Source organism: Phenylobacterium soli, assembly GCF_003254475.1.
Taxonomy (GTDB): Bacteria; Pseudomonadota; Alphaproteobacteria; order Caulobacterales; family Caulobacteraceae; genus Phenylobacterium; species Phenylobacterium soli.
The window spans coordinates 1,140,938-1,159,464 of record NZ_QFYQ01000001.1; the positions used below are offsets into that span (position 1 = coordinate 1,140,938).

General features: G+C 69.7%; 21 protein-coding genes and 1 tRNA gene. 11 read left to right on the top strand and 11 right to left on the bottom strand.

The genetic code is table 11. From position 1 onward, the window contains the following. Nucleotides 1-4 precede the first annotated feature (4 nt). Complete coding sequence (locus DJ017_RS05750) at nt 5-634, bottom strand: TetR/AcrR family transcriptional regulator (RefSeq protein ID WP_111527812.1); 630 nt, start codon at nt 632-634, stop codon at nt 5-7. Between the two features lie 1,111 nt (nt 635-1,745). On the opposite strand from DJ017_RS05750, the gene DJ017_RS05755 reads away from it, so the two are divergent. After that, nucleotides 1,746-2,306, top strand: a complete 561-nt coding sequence (locus tag DJ017_RS05755) for an HNH endonuclease (RefSeq protein WP_111527813.1) — start codon at nt 1,746-1,748, stop codon at nt 2,304-2,306. 18 nt (nt 2,307-2,324) lie between these two features. Here the strand turns inward: DJ017_RS05755 and DJ017_RS05760 are convergent, their stop codons facing one another. Both DJ017_RS05760 and DJ017_RS05765 read right to left on the bottom strand, forming a co-directional pair. Beyond that, nucleotides 2,325-4,433, bottom strand: coding sequence for a calcium-binding protein (locus tag DJ017_RS05760; RefSeq protein ID WP_111527814.1), 2,109 nt, complete (start codon nt 4,431-4,433; stop codon nt 2,325-2,327). A 63-nt stretch (nt 4,434-4,496) separates the two neighbouring features. Continuing rightward, nucleotides 4,497-4,967, bottom strand: coding sequence for a PAS domain-containing protein (locus DJ017_RS05765; RefSeq protein ID WP_111527815.1), 471 nt, complete (start codon nt 4,965-4,967; stop codon nt 4,497-4,499). 138 nt (nt 4,968-5,105) lie between these two features. Between DJ017_RS05765 and DJ017_RS05770 the strand changes: the two genes are divergently transcribed. Continuing rightward, nucleotides 5,106-6,059, top strand: a complete 954-nt coding sequence (locus DJ017_RS05770; protein WP_111527816.1) for a 1-phosphofructokinase family hexose kinase — start codon at nt 5,106-5,108, stop codon at nt 6,057-6,059. Between the two features lie 26 nt (nt 6,060-6,085). On the opposite strand, the gene DJ017_RS05775 is transcribed toward DJ017_RS05770, so the two are convergent. The 4 genes from DJ017_RS05775 to DJ017_RS05790 all read right to left on the bottom strand — a co-directional run bounded on the left by DJ017_RS05775 (nt 6,086) and on the right by DJ017_RS05790 (nt 8,265). Further along, complete coding sequence (locus DJ017_RS05775; RefSeq protein ID WP_111527817.1) at nt 6,086-6,364, bottom strand: hypothetical protein; 279 nt, start codon at nt 6,362-6,364, stop codon at nt 6,086-6,088. Nucleotides 6,365-6,584: 220 nt separating this feature from the next. Next, nucleotides 6,585-7,094 (bottom strand): demethoxyubiquinone hydroxylase family protein, encoded by a 510-nt coding sequence (locus DJ017_RS05780; RefSeq protein ID WP_111529987.1) that lies wholly within the window; start codon nt 7,092-7,094, stop codon nt 6,585-6,587. Nucleotides 7,095-7,144: 50 nt separating this feature from the next. Further along, nucleotides 7,145-7,657: a disulfide bond formation protein B gene (locus DJ017_RS05785; RefSeq protein ID WP_111529988.1), complete on the bottom strand. Its 513-nt coding sequence runs from the start codon at nt 7,655-7,657 to the stop codon at nt 7,145-7,147. A gap of 29 nt (nt 7,658-7,686) precedes the next feature. Next, a complete protein-coding gene (locus DJ017_RS05790; RefSeq protein ID WP_111527818.1) occupies nt 7,687-8,265 on the bottom strand; it encodes a YqaA family protein in 579 nt (192 codons plus the stop codon). 129 nt (nt 8,266-8,394) lie between these two features. Between DJ017_RS05790 and hppD the strand changes: the two genes are divergently transcribed. From hppD to DJ017_RS05820, 6 genes are read left to right on the top strand one after another with little or no spacing between them, the layout of a single operon-like run. After that, complete coding sequence (gene hppD / locus DJ017_RS05795; RefSeq protein ID WP_111527819.1) at nt 8,395-9,492, top strand: 4-hydroxyphenylpyruvate dioxygenase; 1,098 nt, start codon at nt 8,395-8,397, stop codon at nt 9,490-9,492. Between the two features lie 7 nt (nt 9,493-9,499). Then, complete coding sequence (locus DJ017_RS05800) at nt 9,500-10,495, top strand: isoaspartyl peptidase/L-asparaginase family protein (RefSeq protein ID WP_111527820.1); 996 nt, start codon at nt 9,500-9,502, stop codon at nt 10,493-10,495. Further along, nucleotides 10,495-11,628 (top strand): homogentisate 1,2-dioxygenase, encoded by a 1,134-nt coding sequence (locus DJ017_RS05805; protein ID WP_111527821.1) that lies wholly within the window; start codon nt 10,495-10,497, stop codon nt 11,626-11,628. The genes DJ017_RS05800 and DJ017_RS05805 overlap by 1 nt, the downstream gene beginning before the upstream one ends. Next, nucleotides 11,625-11,894, top strand: a complete 270-nt coding sequence (locus tag DJ017_RS05810) for a hypothetical protein (protein WP_111527822.1) — start codon at nt 11,625-11,627, stop codon at nt 11,892-11,894. The genes DJ017_RS05805 and DJ017_RS05810 overlap by 4 nt, the downstream gene beginning before the upstream one ends. Nucleotides 11,895-11,899: 5 nt before the next feature. Then, nucleotides 11,900-12,904, top strand: a complete 1,005-nt coding sequence (locus DJ017_RS05815) for a fumarylacetoacetate hydrolase family protein (RefSeq protein WP_111527823.1) — start codon at nt 11,900-11,902, stop codon at nt 12,902-12,904. After that, the gene (locus tag DJ017_RS05820) at nt 12,901-13,368 is read left to right on the top strand and encodes a MarR family winged helix-turn-helix transcriptional regulator (RefSeq protein ID WP_111527824.1); all 468 of its coding nucleotides are present in this window, start codon (nt 12,901-12,903) and stop codon (nt 13,366-13,368) included. The genes DJ017_RS05815 and DJ017_RS05820 overlap by 4 nt, the downstream gene beginning before the upstream one ends. A 30-nt stretch (nt 13,369-13,398) precedes the next feature. Here the strand turns inward: DJ017_RS05820 and DJ017_RS05825 are convergent, their stop codons facing one another. The 3 genes from DJ017_RS05825 to DJ017_RS05835 all read right to left on the bottom strand — a co-directional run bounded on the left by DJ017_RS05825 (nt 13,399) and on the right by DJ017_RS05835 (nt 16,007). After that, entirely contained in the window at nt 13,399-13,722 is a 324-nt protein-coding gene (locus tag DJ017_RS05825) for a hypothetical protein (protein ID WP_111527825.1), read from the bottom strand. Between the two features lie 99 nt (nt 13,723-13,821). Then, on the bottom strand, nt 13,822-15,693 hold the full coding sequence (gene feoB / locus DJ017_RS05830) for a ferrous iron transporter B (protein WP_111527826.1): 1,872 nt from the start codon (nt 15,691-15,693) through the stop codon (nt 13,822-13,824). Continuing rightward, complete coding sequence (locus DJ017_RS05835) at nt 15,690-16,007, bottom strand: FeoA family protein (RefSeq protein WP_377284530.1); 318 nt, start codon at nt 16,005-16,007, stop codon at nt 15,690-15,692. The genes feoB and DJ017_RS05835 overlap by 4 nt, the downstream gene beginning before the upstream one ends. A 381-nt stretch (nt 16,008-16,388) precedes the next feature. Here DJ017_RS05835 and DJ017_RS05840 point away from each other — a divergent pair, with 381 nt between their 5' ends. Together DJ017_RS05840 and DJ017_RS05845 are read left to right on the top strand one after the other, a co-directional pair. Continuing rightward, the gene (locus DJ017_RS05840; RefSeq protein ID WP_111527828.1) at nt 16,389-17,624 is read left to right on the top strand and encodes a tyrosine-type recombinase/integrase; all 1,236 of its coding nucleotides are present in this window, start codon (nt 16,389-16,391) and stop codon (nt 17,622-17,624) included. Between the two features lie 49 nt (nt 17,625-17,673). Beyond that, nucleotides 17,674-17,759, top strand: a tRNA-Leu gene (locus DJ017_RS05845). A 75-nt stretch (nt 17,760-17,834) separates the two neighbouring features. Here the strand turns inward: DJ017_RS05845 and DJ017_RS05850 are convergent. Next, the gene (locus DJ017_RS05850) at nt 17,835-18,119 is read right to left on the bottom strand and encodes a helix-turn-helix transcriptional regulator (RefSeq protein ID WP_111529989.1); all 285 of its coding nucleotides are present in this window, start codon (nt 18,117-18,119) and stop codon (nt 17,835-17,837) included. Between the two features lie 85 nt (nt 18,120-18,204). Between DJ017_RS05850 and DJ017_RS20020 the strand changes: the two genes are divergently transcribed. Continuing rightward, nucleotides 18,205-18,390 (top strand): hypothetical protein, encoded by a 186-nt coding sequence (locus tag DJ017_RS20020; RefSeq protein WP_133255389.1) that lies wholly within the window; start codon nt 18,205-18,207, stop codon nt 18,388-18,390. Nucleotides 18,391-18,527: the final 137 nt, after the last annotated feature.

The window sequence follows — 18,527 nt, forward strand, 5'->3', positions numbered from 1 at the left end:
TTGATTAGTCCTCGTGGTGCCCCGGGAACAGGCCCATGTGGGAGAACACGGCCCGCAGGAAGAGCAGCTCGCCGCCGAGTTCCTGCTTCAGCGGATCGAACTGCTTGAAGCCCGTCATCTCCGCCAGGCCATGGGCGGCGCACCAAGCGGCGATGGTGGCGAGCTCGAGGTCGACCGTCGCGCCGGGATCGGCGCCGGTCTCGACCAGGGTGTCGCGCACCTTGCAGTAGGCGCTGTCCTCGCCCTTCTGCATGGCCTCGGGCAGCGCTTCCTTGTCGCGAGCGGTGTCGTACATCACCCGATAGAGGGCCGGGTTGGCGCGGGCGAAGCAGACATAGGCCACGCCCAGGGCGTTCATCGCCGCCCGCGGAGAGCTTTCGGTCTTGGCCTTGGCCATCGCCGCGTCGAGCATGGTCCAGCCTTCGGAGGCGACCGCGTCGAGCAGCTCTGCCTTGTCCTTGAAGTGGTGGTAGGGCGCCGCCGGACTGACGCCTGCCTCGCGCGCCACGGCGCGGAGCGACAGGGCCGAGGGGCCCTCGGCCTCGAGGATCCGGCGGGCGGCGTCGACCAGCGCACGGCGCAGGTCGCCGTGGTGGTAGGGGCGGGCTTCAACGGCGGTTTGAGATTCTCTCATCGCACCTCCACTTTAATCGATATCTGGACGACGTAAAGATCATCTTGACGTCGCTTAGATGGGGATTATCTTATCGTTGTTCAAATAACGAACGCGCCCCGCTCCCCCGGGGATCCAATTCAGGGTGTGTGCCCCATGTCTCTCGCCAAGATCGCTCGCTTCGAAGGCTTCTTCGACCGCCTCGCCCCGGCCCTCCTCCTCGGCCTGGGACTCGCTTCCGCAGCCGCTCTGGCCGCCGTCGGCGTGTGAGATCTCATGCATTTATGAATGGCTGCGCTGCAGCAATTCATATGTTGACACTGCTTAAATAGAGCCTATGTAAGCGCCGCAACAAGAACAGTCCCGCTTCCCCTCTGGGGTTTGGCGGGCGTCCAACTCAAAGGTGTGTGTCCCATGTCTCTCGCCAAACTCTCCAGGTTCGAACGCCTCTTCGACCGCGTCGCTCCGGCGTTCCTTCTCTTCCTCGGCCTGGCCTCGGCCGCGGCTTTCGCCGCGATCGGCGCCTAAACCTCCCCTTAACTAGGCCGGACGTAGAGGGGCACCCTTCCGGGGCCCTTTTTCGTCGTTCCCGTCACTTCGACGGCCCCGACGGTGCGGCGCGTACATGCATTTATGCATAGCTGCACTGCAACAATCGCCATCTAGGCACTGTTCAGATTTGTGCTATCTAAGCGTTGTCCAGATGGACATGGCGCCGGGTCCCCGGCGTCCCAACCGATAAGGAGCTCGACATGATCGCCATGAACCGCGCCCTCGACACCCTCGCCTCGTACGCCCTGGTGTTCCTGGGCCTGGCGCTTGCTGGCGCCACCGCCGCCGTCGGCGCATAAGGGCCCGATGCGACGCCGCTAGAGCCTCGCCCGCGCATCCCACCGGGCGAGGCCGTGGCTTCCCGCGACCAAGACTTGAGCTTGGGGAAGCCGGGCCGTAGAGCCGAGCTCCGGCCACTTCGCTCCCGACATGGAGCTGTCTCAGAATCACGCGTATAGTTCGATCTGCAGCGGGGACCGCCCGAGGCGATCCGCCGCTGGCGCATTCGCTTGAGAGGGCTTTGTCTTCAGGGTCCAACACGCGTCCATAGGCTTGGAGCCACAGCTCGGGAGCGCCTCTCATGGAGGTGCTTAGCCGCCCGCCGTCCGGCTGGCCCGCTCTGGTGCTGAACGCCGATTTCCGCCCCTTGTCCTACTACCCCCTGTCGCTCTGGCCGTGGCAGGAGGTGATCAAGGCGGTGTTCCTCGACCGCGTCGACGTGGTCTCGACCTACGACCAGATGGTCCACTCGCCGTCCTTCGAGATGCGGCTGCCGAGCGTGGTCTCGCTCAAGCACTACGTGGCCCAGGACCGGCCGCCGGCCTTCACGCGCTTCAACCTGTTCCTGCGCGACAGCTTCACCTGCCAGTACTGCGCCTCGACCGAGGAGCTGACCTTCGACCACGTCATCCCGCGTTCGCGCGGCGGCCGCACCACGTGGGAGAACATCGTCACCGCCTGCGCCCGCTGCAACCTGATGAAGGGCGGCCGCACGCCGGCCGAGGCGGTCATGCACCCGCGCCACAAGCCGCGCCGCCCCTCGACCTTCGAGCTGCAGGAGCACGGCCGCCGCTTCCCGCCGCACCACCTGCACGAAAGCTGGCTCGACTACCTCTACTGGGACATCGAGCTGGAGGCCTAGGGCGCCTCGGCCTGCGCCTCAGCCCACGAACGTGCCGTCGTCGTTGTAGGTCCAGTGGCCGGTGAGCCGGCCGGCCGCGTCGTAGACGTCGACCAGCATGCTCCAAGGGTGGCTGTTGTCCGCATCCAGGGTGGCCACCTTCACCACGCCATCGTCATAGACCGTCGCGCGGGTGGCGAGCCGCCCTGCCGCGTCATAGTCGTCGACCATCCGCGACCAGGGCTGGGCGTGCTGGGTGTCGAAGCTGAACACCTCGCGCCGCCCGTCGTCGTAGGTCACGGCATACAGGCTGACCGCGCCCGCTGCGTCGACCACCGCCGTGCGGCTCGACCAGGTTTCCGTCGCCGGGGCGTCGAACCAGGTCGTCCAGTGAGAGCCGTCGTCCTGGTTGACCGTGTAGCTCGTCACCGCGCCCGCGGCGCTGGTCTGGGTCACCGTGCTCGCCCAGGCGGCGCCGCCGCCGTCGAAGACCGTCTTTTCCATGGAGCCGTCGGCGGCGATCACCTTGATGGCGTGCGGGGCGAAGCCGGCCGCGAGGTCGCTTGCGCCGACGTGGCTTACCCCGTCGAGGATCGCCAGCGGCTCGGCCGCCGCGGGGCCCGGCCCGCCGTCGGGATCGAAGCTCAGGGTGTGGCTCGCCGCGTCGAAGATCAGCGCCCCGTGGGAGCCGTCGGCGATGGCCCCGGCGCCGTCGGTCACCAGGATCAGGTCCTCGCCGGCGGTGAAGTCCAGCACCCGGTCGACGCCCGCGCCCTGGCCGAGGATGAACTTGTCGTGGCCGAAGCCGCCGGAGAGGGTGTCGGCGCCGCCATAGCCGGTCAGCCAGTCCTCGCCCGCGCCGCCGGCCAGCACTTCCGGCCCGGCCGTGCCCAGCAGCGAATGCGGCCCGCTCGCCGCCGCGCCGAGAAGCTGCAGCTTCACGCCCGCGCCGCTGAGGTCCGCCGTCCCGCCGCCCGAGGCCAGGCCGCTGTCGTCGCGCCACAGGGTCGAGAGCCCGTCGCCGTGGGCGGCGATCAGGGCCAGGTCCTGGGCGCCGCTAGTGATGTCCCCGAGGTGGAAGGCCGCGCCGGCCGGGACCGCCCCGGCGCTGTAGATCCGCGCCAGCACGTCGCTGCCGCCGGCCGCATCCGCCGTCCAGGCCACCACCAGCCGCCCGTCGCCGAGCTCGGCGACCTGCGGCGCGCCCGCGTCGTTGGTGTCGCCCACCGCCACCGGCGCGGTGCGGCCCGACAGGTTGCCCTGGCCCAGCCCGCTCTCCGGATACACCGACAGCCAGACCTTGCCGCCGGCGATCCAGCCGAACGCCACGTCTCCGTCGCCCAGCACGGCGACGCCCAGCCCGTGCGAGCCGTCGACGATCGGCCCGCCGTCGGCCGGCATGGCCGAGTCGAGGTGGACGCCCGCGCCGATCGGCGCGCCGGCGGCGTCGAACATCAGGATGTGCTGGCCGGACACCGGGTCCTGCGGCGAGGCCGGCGCGCTGGCCGCCTGCTGCCACCAGGTCAGCATCAGCCGTCCGTCGGCGAGTTGCACCGGCGTCGCCACCGTGTCGTAGGGGACCAGCGCCTTGGTCCCGCCGGTCACGATCTGGCCGAGGGTCTGCGACTGCCCGTCGCCGTGGACGATGAGGCCCTGGATCGACAGGGTCTTGAAGCTCATCGAGTCCGAGGCCTGTACCGTCCAGGCGACGGCGTAGCCGCCGTCGGCCAGGCTCGCCATGTGCAGGCCGAGCGGGTGCTGCTGGCTGTTGATCCCCGACGCCAGGTCGAGCTTCTCGTCGTAGCTCTTGAGATCCTGCGCCGCCCCGACGGCATGGCCGGCGGCGTCGAAGGTCTGCAGGTGGACCACCGAACGGTCGGCCGCGGTGGAGATCCAGCTCGCCGCAAAGCCGCCGCCCTCCAACGCCGTCACCTGGGCGTTCCAGGCCGGGCCCAGGCTGATCTCGCCGCCCAGCGGCTGCTCGTGGGAATCGAACAGCCGCAGCTTGGCGATCCCGCCGGCGCCGTCGTCGGTGAACAGCGCCACGGTGGTCCCGTCGCGCAGCACGGCCAGGCCGGCGGGGCTCTGGGTCCCGGTCGTGGCGACGTTGACGAGGACTTCACCGCCCACGGGGGTCAGGTCGGGCATGGCTTACTCCGGTACTGAAGACAGAGAGAGATGCGCCCCCGTGCGCGTTTCAGCGGGCGCGCCTCAGCCGAAGTCGACGGCGCCCAGGATCATCGAGATCTTGCCTTCGCCCCACATGGGCAGCAGCAGGCGGGCGTAGCCGCCCAGATCCGCCGTGGGCTCGCTCTCGGCCCTGAAGTAGGTCGGCTGGGCGCTCTCGGTCGTCGCCGCGGCCTGGGAGGCGAGGAAGGCGAACGGCGAGGCCGGACGGATCTCGTCCAGGAAGCGGCCGGCCAGCTCCTCGGCCGTCAGCGCCTTGCCGAGGCTGGCGAAGCGGAACCGCTCGGGCGGCGACAGCACGTCGATCAGGAACAGACGGTCCGCGAGGTCGGGAAGGTCGGTGAGCTTGGCGTCGTCCCAGAACGGCATCTCGGCCGCGCCGCGCAGCAGGCCGCGCCAGTAGGCGTGGACGCGCGCCAGCTCCGGCGACAGGTGGCCGGGCAGGGCATAGGGGTGTTTGAGGGTCTTCGCCGGGGCGGCGGTGATCGACGACATGGGCTTCACTCTTTGCAAGGACCGATTGCACCGCCCTTGTGCGCCGCCCCCGCCGGCCCTTCCTTGATGCGGGTCAATTGACTTCCCTCAAGGCGCGCGCCGGCCGCCCCGCCACCATGGCCGGCGGAGGCCCAGTTCATGACTCTCGTCGCCACCCTGACGCTCAATCCCGGTATCGACGTCTCGACCTCGACCGAGCGCGTCGAGCCCCTGCGCAAGCTGCGGTGCGGCCCGGGCCGCCGCGATCCCGGCGGCGGCGGGATCAACGTGGCCCGCGTGGCGCGCCGCCTCGGCGCCGAGGCGATCGCGGTCTATCCGGCCGGCGGCTTCACCGGCCAGCTCCTCCAGCAGCTGGTCGAGCGCGAGGAGGTGGCCTCCATCGTCGTGCCGACCGGCGGCGAGACCCGCGAGGACTTCACCGTGCTCGAGGCCGCCAGCGGCCAGCAGTACCGCTTCGTCCTGCCCGGCCCGCACCTCCACGGCGTCGAATGGATGGCCTGCCTTCGCGCCCTGGCCGAGCTGCCGCGCAAGCCGGACATCGTCTGCGCCTCGGGCAGCCTGCCGCCCGGCGCCCCCGACGACTTCTACGCCCGCGTGGCCGAGATCGTCTGCAGCTGGGGCGCGCGGCTGGCGCTCGACTGCGCCGGCGCCCCGCTCAAGGCCGCCCTCGATGAGCGCGTCTTCCTGATCAAGCCGAACCTGCGCGAGCTCTCCGAGCTGGTCGGCCGGCCGCTGCCCGACGACGCCGCGCGGCTGGACGCCTGCCGCGAGCTGATCGCCGGCCGCCGGCTGGAGGCCGTCGCCCTGACCCTCGGCGCGGAGGGCGCCATGCTGGTGACGCGGGACCTTGTGCTGCGTGCGCCGGGCCTGCCCATCGAGCCGATCACCACCGTCGGCGCCGGCGACAGCTTCCTCGGCGCCATGGTCTGGGCGCTCGCCTCCAACCTGACCCTGGCCGAGGCCTTCCCCTATGCGGTGGCCGCGGGCTCGGCGGCGCTGATGGCCGACGGCACCGAACTCTGCCGCGCCGAGGACGTGCGCCGCCTGCTGCCGCGCGTCATCGTTCAGGCGCTGGCGCCGTCGCCCGTCTGAATGCTCGCCCGAACGTCTGGTCCGTCTTAGCGGAAGACGTGGATGCCGCCGGTCGGGCCGGCCGGGGCTTCGGAAAGGCCGCGGATCTCCAGCCGCGCCTGACGGGCGCCGCACTGGCACCGCAGCCGCGTCTCCAGCGCCCCCAGCGGCTGGCGCCTCAGGCCCTGGCCCAGCCAGTTGGCCGGATCGATCTGGGCCTCTTGCCCGCAACGGCAGACCGCCCACAGGCTGGAGCGGGCGAGCAGCGCCTGGTGCAGGCGCGCCTGCGCGAAGGGACGGGTCGCGATCCGTTGCGCGTCAGCCATGTTCGACTCCCTTTCCGGAACAACCGCCTCCGGAACAAAAGCAGAACTTTCGGACATGTGCGACTCCGCTGCGGATGCATTTCGCCCGCGCCGCAACCAGGCGGCGACGCGCGGTGCGGACGCCTGTGGACAAGGCGCCCGGCTGCGCAGCCTGCCGCGATTCACCCGCGGCGGAAGATGGACAATTTGAACCGGGGCCGCGCGCTGGGCGCGGCTGTGCTCAGATCTTCTCGCTGATCTTGATCGCGGCGCGGCAGCCGGTGCGGATCACCGCCGACAGCAGGGCATAGCCTGGGGCTTCGCGCGCGCCCTCGTCCACCGCCAGGTCGCGGTGCGCCAGCTCCTCGTCGCGGAACTTGGTCAGTTCGGCCGCCAGTTCCGGCTCGCGCTCGGCGATCTCGGCGATCTGGCCGGCGTAGTGCTGCTCGATGACGTTCTCCACCGCCTCGGTGCAGGCGTGCGCCGCCTTCTCGCCGAGCAGGGCCGTGCCGGCGCCCAGGGCGAAGCCGGCCAGCCGCCAGACCGGCGTCATCGCCGTCGGCCGCACCCCCCGCTCGGTGAGCAGCCGGTCGAACCGCGCCAGGTGCTCGGCCTCCTGGGCCTCCATCTCGGCGAGCTGGCCGTTGATCCGGTCCCGGCCCGGGGCCGAGCCCAGCACCGCCCGCTGGCCGCGATAGATCTGCACCGCGCCCAGTTCGCCGGCGTGGTCGACGCGCAGGATCTCGGCCATCCGCTGGGCGAGGGCGCCGCGGCCCGGCCGCGGGGGGATCGGCTTGTCGGTCACGGCTTGGACCTTTCGTTCAGGGCGGCGAGCGCGCTCAGGCCCACAAGCCCCAGCGAGATCAGCGCGTTCCAGCCGGCCATGGACAGGCCGAACAGCGACCAGACCACCTGATCGCAGGCCGGCGGCTTGATCTTGGCGCCGTTGAGCAGGTCCTGCATCGCCTGGGCGCTGACCCCTGCCGAGCCGGCGCTCGAGCAGGTGGACGGGCCGGGCCAGAACTTCCACTCCGCCCCGGCGTGGTAGGTCGCGACGGCGAAGCTCACCAGGAAGCCGAGGCCGAGGATCCAGCAGGTAAGCTGGCGGAAACGCGCCCCGCCGGGCAGGCGGACCAGGAACATGAAGGCGAGCGCGATCGTCCCGACCACCCAGTAGACCTCGCGCTGCCGCAGGCACAGGGTGCACGGCTGGTAGCCGCCGAAGGTCTGGAAGGCGTGGGCCGTGGCCAGCATCGCCGCCGAGACGACGAGGGCGGCCAGCCGCCAGCGGTTGAGGAGGGGCGTCAGGATCATCGGGGCCGGATAGAAGCCCAATTCACGGCTCAGCCCAAGACCTTGAGCGCGACCACCACGCCGATCAGGGCGGCGACGCCCAGCGCCGCATAGAGCGCCAGCCGCCGTTCCACCTCGGCGCGGATCGCCGGGCCGAAGTACTTGAGCAGCGTCGCCGTCAGGAAGAACCGCGCCCCGCGGGTGACGATCGAGGCCCAGACGAAGGTGAAGAGGTCGAAGCGCGCCAGGCCCGCGGTGATGGTCACCAGCTTGTAGGGGATCGGCGTCAGCCCCTTGATGAGGATGATCCACAGGCCGTAGCGGGCGAACCAGGCCTGGAACTCCTGCTGGCCCTCGGGGTGGCCGAACAGCGCCAGGATCTGGTGGGCCAGGGGGCCCAGGAAGACGCCGATGGCGTAGCCCAGCATCCCGCCCAGCACCGAGGCCGCGGTGCAGAGGCCGGCGTAGACGTAGGCCCGCTCGGGCCGCGCCAGCACCATCGGCGCCAGCATCACGTCCGGCGGGACGGGAAAGAAGGAGCTCTCGGCGAAGGACACCGCCGCCAGCGCCGGGCCTGCGTGGCGCGAGCCGGCCAGGCCCATGACCCAGTCGTACGTCTTTCGAAGCATCGGCGATCCGGCAGGGAGGTTCGGGAGTTCAGCTAGCAGGGCCACGGGGCCGGCGAAAGGGCGTTGTCACACGGCTATCGCGAATTAGTTTCAGATGATACGACCTCCGCCAAACCGGGAGTCCCGCCCATGACCATCCAGACCAAAACCCCGACCCGCGACCTGTTCGAAAACCCGCTGGGCACCGACGGCTTCGAATTCGTCGAGTTCACCTCGCCCGAGCCAGAGCGGCTCAAGGGCCTGTTCGAGCTGATGGGCTTCACCGCCACGGCCAGGCACCGCTCGAAGAACGTGCTCCGCTTCCAGCAGGGCGACATCAATTTCATCCTGAACATGGAGCCCCAGGGCCAGCCGGCGGAGTTCCGAAAGGTCCACGGCCCCTCGGCCAACGCCATGGCGTTCCGGGTGAAGGACGCGGCCAAGGCGTTCAAGCTGGCGGTCGAGCGGGGCGCCAAGCCGGTGGTCGGTCCGGTCGGCCCGATGGAGCTGAACATCCCGGCCATCGAGGGCATCGGCGGCTCGAACCTCTACCTCGTCGACCGCTATGGCGCGCAGGAGATCTACGACGTCGACTTCCTGCCGATCCCGGGGGCCCAGGAGGCCATGGCCCAGAACGCCAGGGGCCTGACCTACATCGACCACCTGACCCACAACGTGCACCGCGGCAACATGTCGGTCTGGGCGGACTACTACGAGCGCATCTTCAACTTCCGGGAGATCCGCTACTTCGACATCGAGGGCCAGCAGACCGGCCTGTTCTCCAAGGCCATGACCAGCCCGTGCGGCAAGATCCGCATCCCGCTGAACGAGAGCCAGGACGAGCACTCCCAGATCGAGGAGTTCCTGCGCGAGTACCACGGCGAGGGCATCCAGCACGTGGCCCTGGGAACCGAGGACATCTTCCAGTCGGTGGAATCGATGCGGGAGAAGGGGGTGAAGTTCCAGGACACGCCCGACACCTACTACGAGCAGCTCGACGGCCGCGTGCCCGGCCACGGCGAGAACGTCCAGCGCCTGCAAGCCGACAAGATCCTGCTCGACGGCGCGCCGACGGAGGGCCAGGGCCTGCTCCTGCAGATCTTCACCGAGAACATGATCGGGCCGATCTTCTTCGAGCTCATCCAGCGCAAGGGCAACGAGGGCTTCGGCGAGGGCAACTTCAAGGCGCTCTTCGAGTCCATCGAGCTCGACCAGATCCGCCGCGGCGTGCTGCCGGGCAAGGCCTAGGCCGGCAATGCCGAACTGGGCTCTCGTGGCGCATGGCGGGGCAGGCGTCATCGAGCGCGCACACCTGACGCCGGAGCAGGACGGCGCCTATCGCGAGGCCATGGGCCGCGTGGTCGAGGCCGGCGGCGCGGTGCTGAAGGCGGGCGGCGCGGCGCTCGACGCGGTCGAGGCCGGCATCCGGATCCTGGAGGATGACCCGCTGTTCAACGCCGGCCGCGGCGCGGTCTTCACCGCCGAGGGGAAGACCGAACTCGACGCCGCGGTCATGGACGGCAAGTCACTGGGCGCCGGGGCCGTCGCGGGGGTGACGCGCACCCGCCATCCGGTGTCGCTGGCCCGGGCGGTGATGGCCAGGAGCCCGCATGTCTTCCTGATCGGGGCCGGCGCCGACGCCTTCTCCGCCGCCCAGGGCCTGGAGCAGGCCGAGCCCGCCTGGTTCTTCACCGAGCGGCGCTGGCGGGCGCTGCAGAAGGACCTGACAACCCTGGGCCTGCCCATTCCGCCGCGGCCCGAAGGCGCCTCGGAGGCCGCTGGCCGCGCGGCTCTGGCGCACGATGAGGGCCCCACCGGAACGGTCCGCAAGTTCGGCACGGTCGGCCTCGTCGCCCGCGACGCGAACGGGGACGTGGCGGCCGGCACCTCCACCGGCGGCACAACCGCCAAGCGCTGGGGCCGGGTGGGCGACTCGCCGCTGATCGGCGCCGGGACCTACGCCGACAACCGCAGCTGCGCGGTCTCGGCCACCGGCACCGGCGAGTACTTCATCCGTCTGGCCGTGGCCCACCGCATCTGCGCCCTCGTCGAGTTCAAGGGCCTGCCGCTGCAGGCCGCCCTCGACCAGGTGATCCAGCATGAGCTGACCGCGCTCGGCGGCGACGGCGGCGTGATCGCCGTGGACCCGCAAGGCCACATGGCCTGGAGCTTCAACACCTCTGGCATGTACCGCGCCCGCCTCGCCGACGGCGAGCCGCTGCAGGTGGGCATCTACAAGGACGATCCGTGATGGCGACTCGTAACTGGATTCCGGTCCGCGGCGCGCAAGGCGCCCACTCCCGCCAGGCCCACGCCGACATGCCCGACGGCACCTACGAGCGGGAGATCTCCAAGGAGGGCTTCTTCGGTCCGGCCGCCTTCCTGCACCACCGCCGCCCGCCCACGGGGTGGGTGAGGTTCGAGGGGCCGCTGCGTCCGCGCGCCTTCGACCTCGCCCGGCTGAACGCCGCCGAGCCGTCGCCCTGGGCGGCGGGCAAGGTGCTGTTCAATCCGGCCACCGAGATCCGTTTCTGGAAGCTTGGCGAGGCCATGCCGGCCCTGGCCCGCAACGCCGACGGCGACCAGCTCCTCTTCATCCACCAGGGCGCCGGCGACCTCTTCTGCGACTATGGCCGCCTCGCCTACCGGGCCGGCGACTACCTCTACCTGCCGCGCGGCACCATGTGGCGCCTGGCGCCCTCCGAGCCGACCGCCGTGCTGATGATCCAGGCGACCAACACCCACTTCGGCCTGCCGGACAAGGGCCTGCTCGGCGGCCACGCCCTGTTCGATCCGGCCATGCTCGAGACCCCGGTCATGGACGAGGCCTTCCGCGCCCACCAGGACGAGGCCGGCGAGTTCGTGGTCGAGATCAAGAAGCGCGGCGAGGTCTCCCGCGTCACCTATCCCTACAATCCCCTCGACGCGGTGGGCTGGCACGGCGAGCTCGCGCCGGTGCGCCTGAACGTCACGGACCTGCGGCCGGTGATGAGCCACCGCTATCACCTGCCGCCGAGCGTCCACACGACCTTCGTCTCGGACCGCTTCGTCGTCTGCACCTTCGCGCCGCGGCCCTTCGAGACCGATCCCGGCGCGCTCAAGGTGCCGTTCTTCCACAACAACGACGACTTCGACGAGGTGCTGTTCTATCACGCCGGCGACTTCTTCAGCCGGGACAACATCGACGCCGGCATGATGACGTTCCATCCTTCCGGCTTCACCCACGGGCCGCACCCCAAGGCGCTGAAGAACATGCTGACCCAGGCCAAGCCCGCCACCGACGAATACGCCGTGATGATCGACACCCGCGATCCGCTCGAAGTGGGCGAGGCCGCGGCGGCGGTCGAGAACCCGGCCTACGTCGACAGCTGGAAGGCCTCATGAGCCTGGCGGCCGACCTCGCCGAAGCCGCGCGCGACGAGATGGAGCGCGCCTGCACCCTGGCCTGGCGCCAGCTTCGCGAGCTGACGCCCTGGGGCGACACCTTCGACGGCTTCTCGCCGGGCGGCCGCGAAGTGTCGTTCGAGCGCAGCTATCTGTGGGAAGACGAGCCGGGCGGCGACATTCGGGTGGAAGTCCACGTCTATGAGCCCGAGAACTACGAGGCGGGGATCCGGCTGACCCGCGTGATCAAGCGGGAGACCGTCTAGCACCCATGAAGCTCGCATCCCTGAAGGGCGGCCGCGACGGCCGCCTCGTCGTCGTCTCCCGCGATCTCGCCTGGTTCACCGACGCCAGCCACATCGCCCCGACCCTGCAGGCGGCGCTCGACCGCTGGTACGTCTGCGAGGGCGAGCTGCGCGGCCTCTCCGAGAGCCTCGAGCACGGCGCTGTGCCGCGCGAGCGCTTCCACGAGCACTCCGCCGCCAGCCCCCTGCCGCGCGCCTTCCAGTGGGCCGACGGCTCGGCCTATGTGAACCACGTCCAGCTCGTGCGTCAGGCCCGCGGGGCCGAGATGCCGGAAAGCTTCTGGACCGATCCCCTGATGTACCAGGGCGGCTCCGACGGCTTCCTCGCGCCGCGCGATCCGATCCCGCTCGCGGACGAGGCCTGGGGCTGCGACCTCGAGGGCGAGGTGGCGGTGGTCACCGGCGACGTGCCGATGGGCGTGGACGCCAAGGCCGCGCTCGGGCACATCCGCCTCGTCATGCTCTGCAACGACGTCAGCCTGCGCAACCTGATCCCCGGCGAGCTCGCCAAGGGCTTCGGCTTCTTCCAGGCCAAGCCGGCCTCGGCCTTCTCGCCCGTCGCGGTCACGCCCGACGAGCTGGAAGGCTGGAAGGACGGGCGGCTCTCCGGGAAGCTGGAGGTCGAGCTCAACGGCGCCCCGCTCGGCGAGGCGGACGCCGGCGTCCACATGACCTTCGACTTCGGGACCCTGATCGCCCACGCCGCCAAGACCCGCGGCCTGGCGGCCGGCTCCATCATCGGCTCGGGCACGGTCTCGAACCGCGGGCCGGACGGCGGCCCGGGCAAGCCGATCGCCGAGGGCGGCGTCGGCTATTCCTGCCTCGCCGAAGTCCGCACGGTGGAGACCATCCTCCACGGCGCGCCCAAGACCCCGTTCCTCAAGGTCGGCGACACCGTGCGCATCGAGATGAGGGACGCCCGGCGCCACAGCATCTTCGGCGCCATCGAGCAGGAGGTCGCCGCGGCATGAAGACGGACGCCGGGCTCAAGCTCGACGCCTATCTGCCGTACCGGCTGTCGGTGGCGTCCAACGCCGTCTCCGGCCTCATCGCGCGCGCCTACCAGGACCGCTTCGGCCTGACCGTGCCGCAATGGCGGCTGATCTGCGTGCTCGCCGAGGATGGCGCCCTGACCCAGGGCCAGATCGTCGCCCGCACGGTGATGGACAAGGTCACGGTCAGCCGCGCCGCCCAGGGCCTGCTCCGGCGCCATCTGGTGGCGCGCACCGCGCACCACGCGGACCAGCGCAGCCACGTCCTGACGCTCTCCAGCCAGGGTGAGCGGCTCTACGCCGAGATCGCGCCCCTGGCGCTGGCTTACGAGCAGGCCTTGATCGAGGGCCTGAGCGCCGACGACGTCGAGCACCTCAAGCGCCTGCTCCTCAAGCTCCAGGCCCGCGCCACCGAGCTGGTGGACGCCGACCCACCGGGCTGAACGAGGCCGGGCTGCAGACGGCCGGCCGTGCTAGTGGACGGTGGCGCCTTCCAGCACCCGCACGCTCCAGCGGTGCGACCCCTCGCCGAACGGCAGGTGGAAGCCGTAGGCCGCTCGCCGGCGCTCGTCGCGCCAGTTCTCTTCGAACGACAGGATGAGGGCGTGCTGCAGATCCTCGGGGATCTGACGGACGTCGTGGCCCATCTGACGGGCCACTTGCTCGATCACCAACGCTCGGTGCGCTTCGCCGCCGAACGCCAGCAGGACCTCGCGGACGCGTTTGGCGAGGGTTTGCTTGCCCTTGCCCGGCGTTTTGCCGTGCGTCTCGGAGGAATGTTCCAGGTTCTTTCCCATGGCAGGAGCGACTTTGGCCCCGGCAGATTTGACGCCCGGTTAAGGCTCAGGGCGAACAATTGGTTAATGCGACCCCGGGTTGTGCCGGGCGCCTGGGGCTCAGCCGAGGCCGAATCCGCTGGCGACCTGGTAGGTCGTGAACGCCGCCAGGTAGGCGAGCGCGGTCATGTAGCCGAAGGCGATCAGCGGCCAGCGCCAGGAGTCGGTCTCGCGCTTGATGACCCCGAGCGTCGAGGCGCACTGCGGGGCGAAGATGTACCAGGCCAGGAACGACAGCCCCGTGGCCACCGACCAGTGCTGGGCCAGCGAGGTCGCCAGGGCGCCGGGGGCGGCGTCGCCGCCGACCGCATAGACCGTGCCCAGCACCGCCACCGCCACCTCGCGCGCGGCGAAGCCGGGGATCAGGGCGACCGTCATCTGCCAGTTGAAGCCGATCGGGGCGAGCAGCGGCTGGATCACATGGCCGATCATGCCGGCCAGGCTGTAGTTGATCGCCGGTTCCGTCGCGCCGGCCGGGGCGGCCGGGAAGTTGGCCAGGAACCAGACCACGATCATCAGCGGTAGGATGATCCGCCCGGCGCGGCTGACGAAGATCTTGGCCCTGATCCACAGGCTGCGGGCCACGTTCATCGGATCGGGCGTCTTGTAGGTCGGCAGCTCCATGAGGAACGGCTCGACGGCCCCCCGCCAGAACAGCCGCCGCGTGACGAACGAGACCAGCAGGGCCGAGAGGATGCCCGTCGCGTAGAGCCCGAACATGACGAGGCCCTGCAGCTTCATGAAGCCGAACACCGTCTGGTTCGGGATGAAGGCCGAGATGATCAGGGTGTAGACCGGGATCCGCGCCGAGCAGGTCATCAGCGGCGCCACCAGGATCGTCGTCAGCCGGTCGCGGCGGTTGTCGATCACCCGCGTCGCCATGATCCCCGGGATCGCGCAGGCGAAGCTCGACAGCAGCGGGATGAAGGCTCGCCCGTGCAGGCCCGCCCCGCCCATGATCCGGTCCATCAGGAAGGCGGCCCGGGCCATGTAGCCGAAGTCTTCCAGCAGGATGATGAACAGGAAGAGCACCAGGATCTGCGGCAGGAACACCAGCACGCTGCCCACCCCGGAGATCAGCCCGTCCACCAGGAAGCCGCGCAGCAGCCCCTCGGGCAGGTGGGCGGCGATGAACGCGCCTAGCGCCTGGAAGCCGGTGTCGATCAGGTCCTTCGGCCCCTCGGCCCAGGTGAACACCGCCTGGAACATCAGGAACAGCACCACCAGCAGGATGGCGAGGCCGGCGACCGGGTGCAGCAGCACGGAATCGATCTTGCCGGTCAGGGTGTCCGGCCGCTCCGGCGGGCGGACATGGGCCTTGAGGATCCGCTGGGCCTCGCGGTGCGCCTGGCGGATCTCGCCCGCGTCGGGTTCGCGCCAGGTGCTCTGGCCGCTCAGCTCGCCCTTGGCGGCCAGGGCGTCCACCTGGGCCACCAGGTCGTCGATGCCGCGCTTGCGCGTCGCCACCGTCGTCACGATCGGGCAGCCCAGCTCGCGCGACAGGCCCGCGAGGTCGATCCGCAGGCCCTGGCGCTGGGCGATGTCGTACATGTTGAGGGCCAGCACCATCGGCCGGCCCACGGCCTTCAGCTCCAGGATCAGCCGCAGCACCAGGCGCAGGTTGGTGGCGTCGGCCACCGCGACCAGCACGTCGGGCGCCTGCTCGCCGGCCAGCTTGCCGAGGACCGCGTCGCGGGTCACCGCCTCGTCCGGGCTGCGGGCGCGCAGCGAATAGGTGCCGGGCAGGTCGAGCACGCTGATCGTGCGGCCGGCCGGCGTGGTCAGCTGGCCTTCCTTCCGCTCGACGGTGACGCCGGCGTAGTTGGCCACCTTCTGGCGCGCGCCGGTCAGGGCGTTGAACAGCGCCGTCTTGCCGGAGTTGGGGTTGCCGACCAGCGCCACGCGCGCCGGACGGGCCAGGACTTCGCTCATCGGTTTTCCAGCAGGACCCAGACGTCCTCGGCGTCGCGCCGGCGCAGGGCGATGCGCATGGAATCGAGCCGCACGGCGATCGGGTCGCGGCGGATCGCGCCCTCGTGCAGCACCTCGATCTCGGCGCCTTCCACGAAGCCGAACTCCAGCAGCCGCCGCTGCAGCTCCTCGACCCCGACGCCGTGGTCGGCGGGGCGGGTCTCGGCGCGCACCTCGACGATGACGCCCCGGTCGCCCGGCCGCGCCAGCGACAGGCGCGTCAGCCGGCCGTCCTCGGCGGCGGCCGCGGCCTCGGTCTTCACCGGTTCGGCCAAGATCTCTGGAGCCAACATGTCGTGCATAGGGCGGGGCGCCTGCTGCTCTTGCGAGTGATTATCATTTACGCCGCGTGAGCCCCCGATACAAGGCCCACCCTATACGCAACATCGCCGCACGGGTCCTGGGCACATTGACCAAGCTCAATGCGCGCGAAGCGTTGCCGATCCGTGGACGTGTCTCCCACGCGTTGACCGGCGGCCGGCTCTGGCTAGAGTGCGCGCCCGCCCAAACCCGGCGCACCGGGGCCCCAGTGGCGAAATGGTAGACGCGGCAGACTCAAAACCCAGGAACGTCTATTTTCTGCTGTAAAATCAGCTGATTAAGAGGCTTCCAGACTTGCACATGTCTTGCACATCTCCTCAGCAGGAGCCGAAGACATGTCCGCCGAACGCTACACCCTTCTGGACGGCCGAGTTCACGTTTATCGGCGCGAGAACAGCCGCTTCTGGCAATGCGCCATCTATCTCCGCGGCCGAAATCACCGAGCGTCCACCCATCAGGATCGCCTCGACGCGGCGCTGACCGTCGCTCGCGAATGGGCGCTCGACCGTATCGCGGAGGACCGGCTGGGCTCTCACAGCCTGCGTCTCAACGCCGCGATGGCTGCGCTGCCGCAGCCAGCGCCTTCTTCGGCGACAGCCAAGACCTTCAAGCAAGCCGCAGAGGCCTTTTTGGCCGAGTACCGCGTGCTCACGGCGGGCGAGCGCAACCCGCGCTATGTTGAGAACAAGGAGCGGCATCTGAAGCTCTATCTTCTGCCGTTCTTCGGGAAACGCCCGGTTAGCGAAGTGACGGCGGGGCTCATCCAGCAGTATCGCGTCGCGCGCCTCGGCAACACTGGCGGCAAGCGACCCGCCCGGAGCACCTTGCACCAGGAGACGGTCACCCTTCGCCAGGTGCTCAAATCGGCGAACCGGCACGGCTGGATCGCCGCAGTCCCAGACATGTCTGCGCCCTATAAGACGTCAGGGAAGATCGCCCACAGGGCTTGGTTCTCGCCCGAAGAATACGAGCGCCTGCGCGCCGCGACTGACGAGCGCGCCCGCAGCCCAAAGCGCGACCGATGGCGCGCCGAGTGCGAACTCTTCCACGACTTCGTGGAGTTCATGGCGAACACGGGCCTCCGTCCTGACGAAGCCCAGCGCCTGGAGTTTCGGGACGTAGAGATCGTGATGGACGGCCCCACTCGCCAGCGGATCCTGGAGATCGACGTGCGCGGGAAGCGCGGCGTCGGCTTCTGCAAGAGCACGCCTGACGCCGTAGAGCCCTTCGAGCGCTTGCTGAAGCGGCGGGGCGTCCCCAAGCCCACCGATCTTATTTTCGGGAAGATCCAGCGGCAGCTGATGAACGCCGTGCTGGACGAACTCGGGCTGAAGACGGACCGCGATGGCAATCCGCGCACCGCCTACAGCCTGCGCCACACTTACATCTGCTTCCGGCTGCTCGAAGGCGCGGATATCTATCAGGTGGCCAAGAACTGTCGCACCAGCGTCGAGATGATCGAGAAATTCTACGCGTCACACATCAAGACCCGCCTTGATGCAGCGGCCCTCAATGGCCGCCCTCAATCGCGGAAGGCTCCTTCCGCGTCCAAGGCGCCGGTGAACACCTAGGCGCCTTCTTGGCGAACGCCCCTCTCCAGGGCTAGATAGCCGCCTCGTCGCGGGCGTGGCGGAATTGGTAGACGCACGGCACTCAAAATGCCGCGGCCTTTGGTCATGTCGGTTCGATCCCGACCGCCCGCACCATCTCCCCGGATGCGCCGATCGCTCGGCCTTGGCCCTGGTGCTTCCGCGTACCGCAGCAGCCGCGCCCAAGCCTGGCTACCGAGCCTTCACAGGTCGGGTCCGCCGGCGGCGAACGTCAGGCGGCGTGGCCTTGGGCAGGTCCTGCGACTTGGCTCGACGCTCCGCCAACCACGCTTCCACCTCCGCCAAATCCCAGACGACGCATCGGTGGGTGAGGTTGAACCGCCGCGGGAAATCGCCGCGTTGCTCCAGTTCGTAGATCGTCGTGTCGCTGAGTGGCACGATCTTGCGCAGTTCCGTCCGCCGGATGACGCGCTTCACAAGTTCGGCTGGCTGGTTGACGATACGAAGATGGGTCATCGGACTCGCCGCTACTAAAGCGATGGAGGTCCGAAGTGACGCGATTCCGAAGCCTTGGGACACAGCCTTGCGCCATGGAGCCCACATGAAGAAGGACGCCATCCCTCCTCGGCCGGGCTGGTATCGCGGCGTGAAATTACAGGCGCCCGTTCGCCCGCCGACGATGCCGCTTGCGAATCTCCGGGCGGCGGTCGAGGCGGCCATCGAGAAGAACAAGCAGTACCTGCGCTCGAGGGACGGCGGCCAAGGCACTGATAGGCGCCAGTCGTGAGGATCGATCAGCGACGCCGGCGTCGCGTCGCGCTGGGAGGTCACTGTAGTACGACCGAGCGCAGCCCACGTGCGCGGAGGCCTTCGATGAGCCTCGCGGAGGTCCGGCCCAGACTCCGTGCGGACGTTCGGAATTTC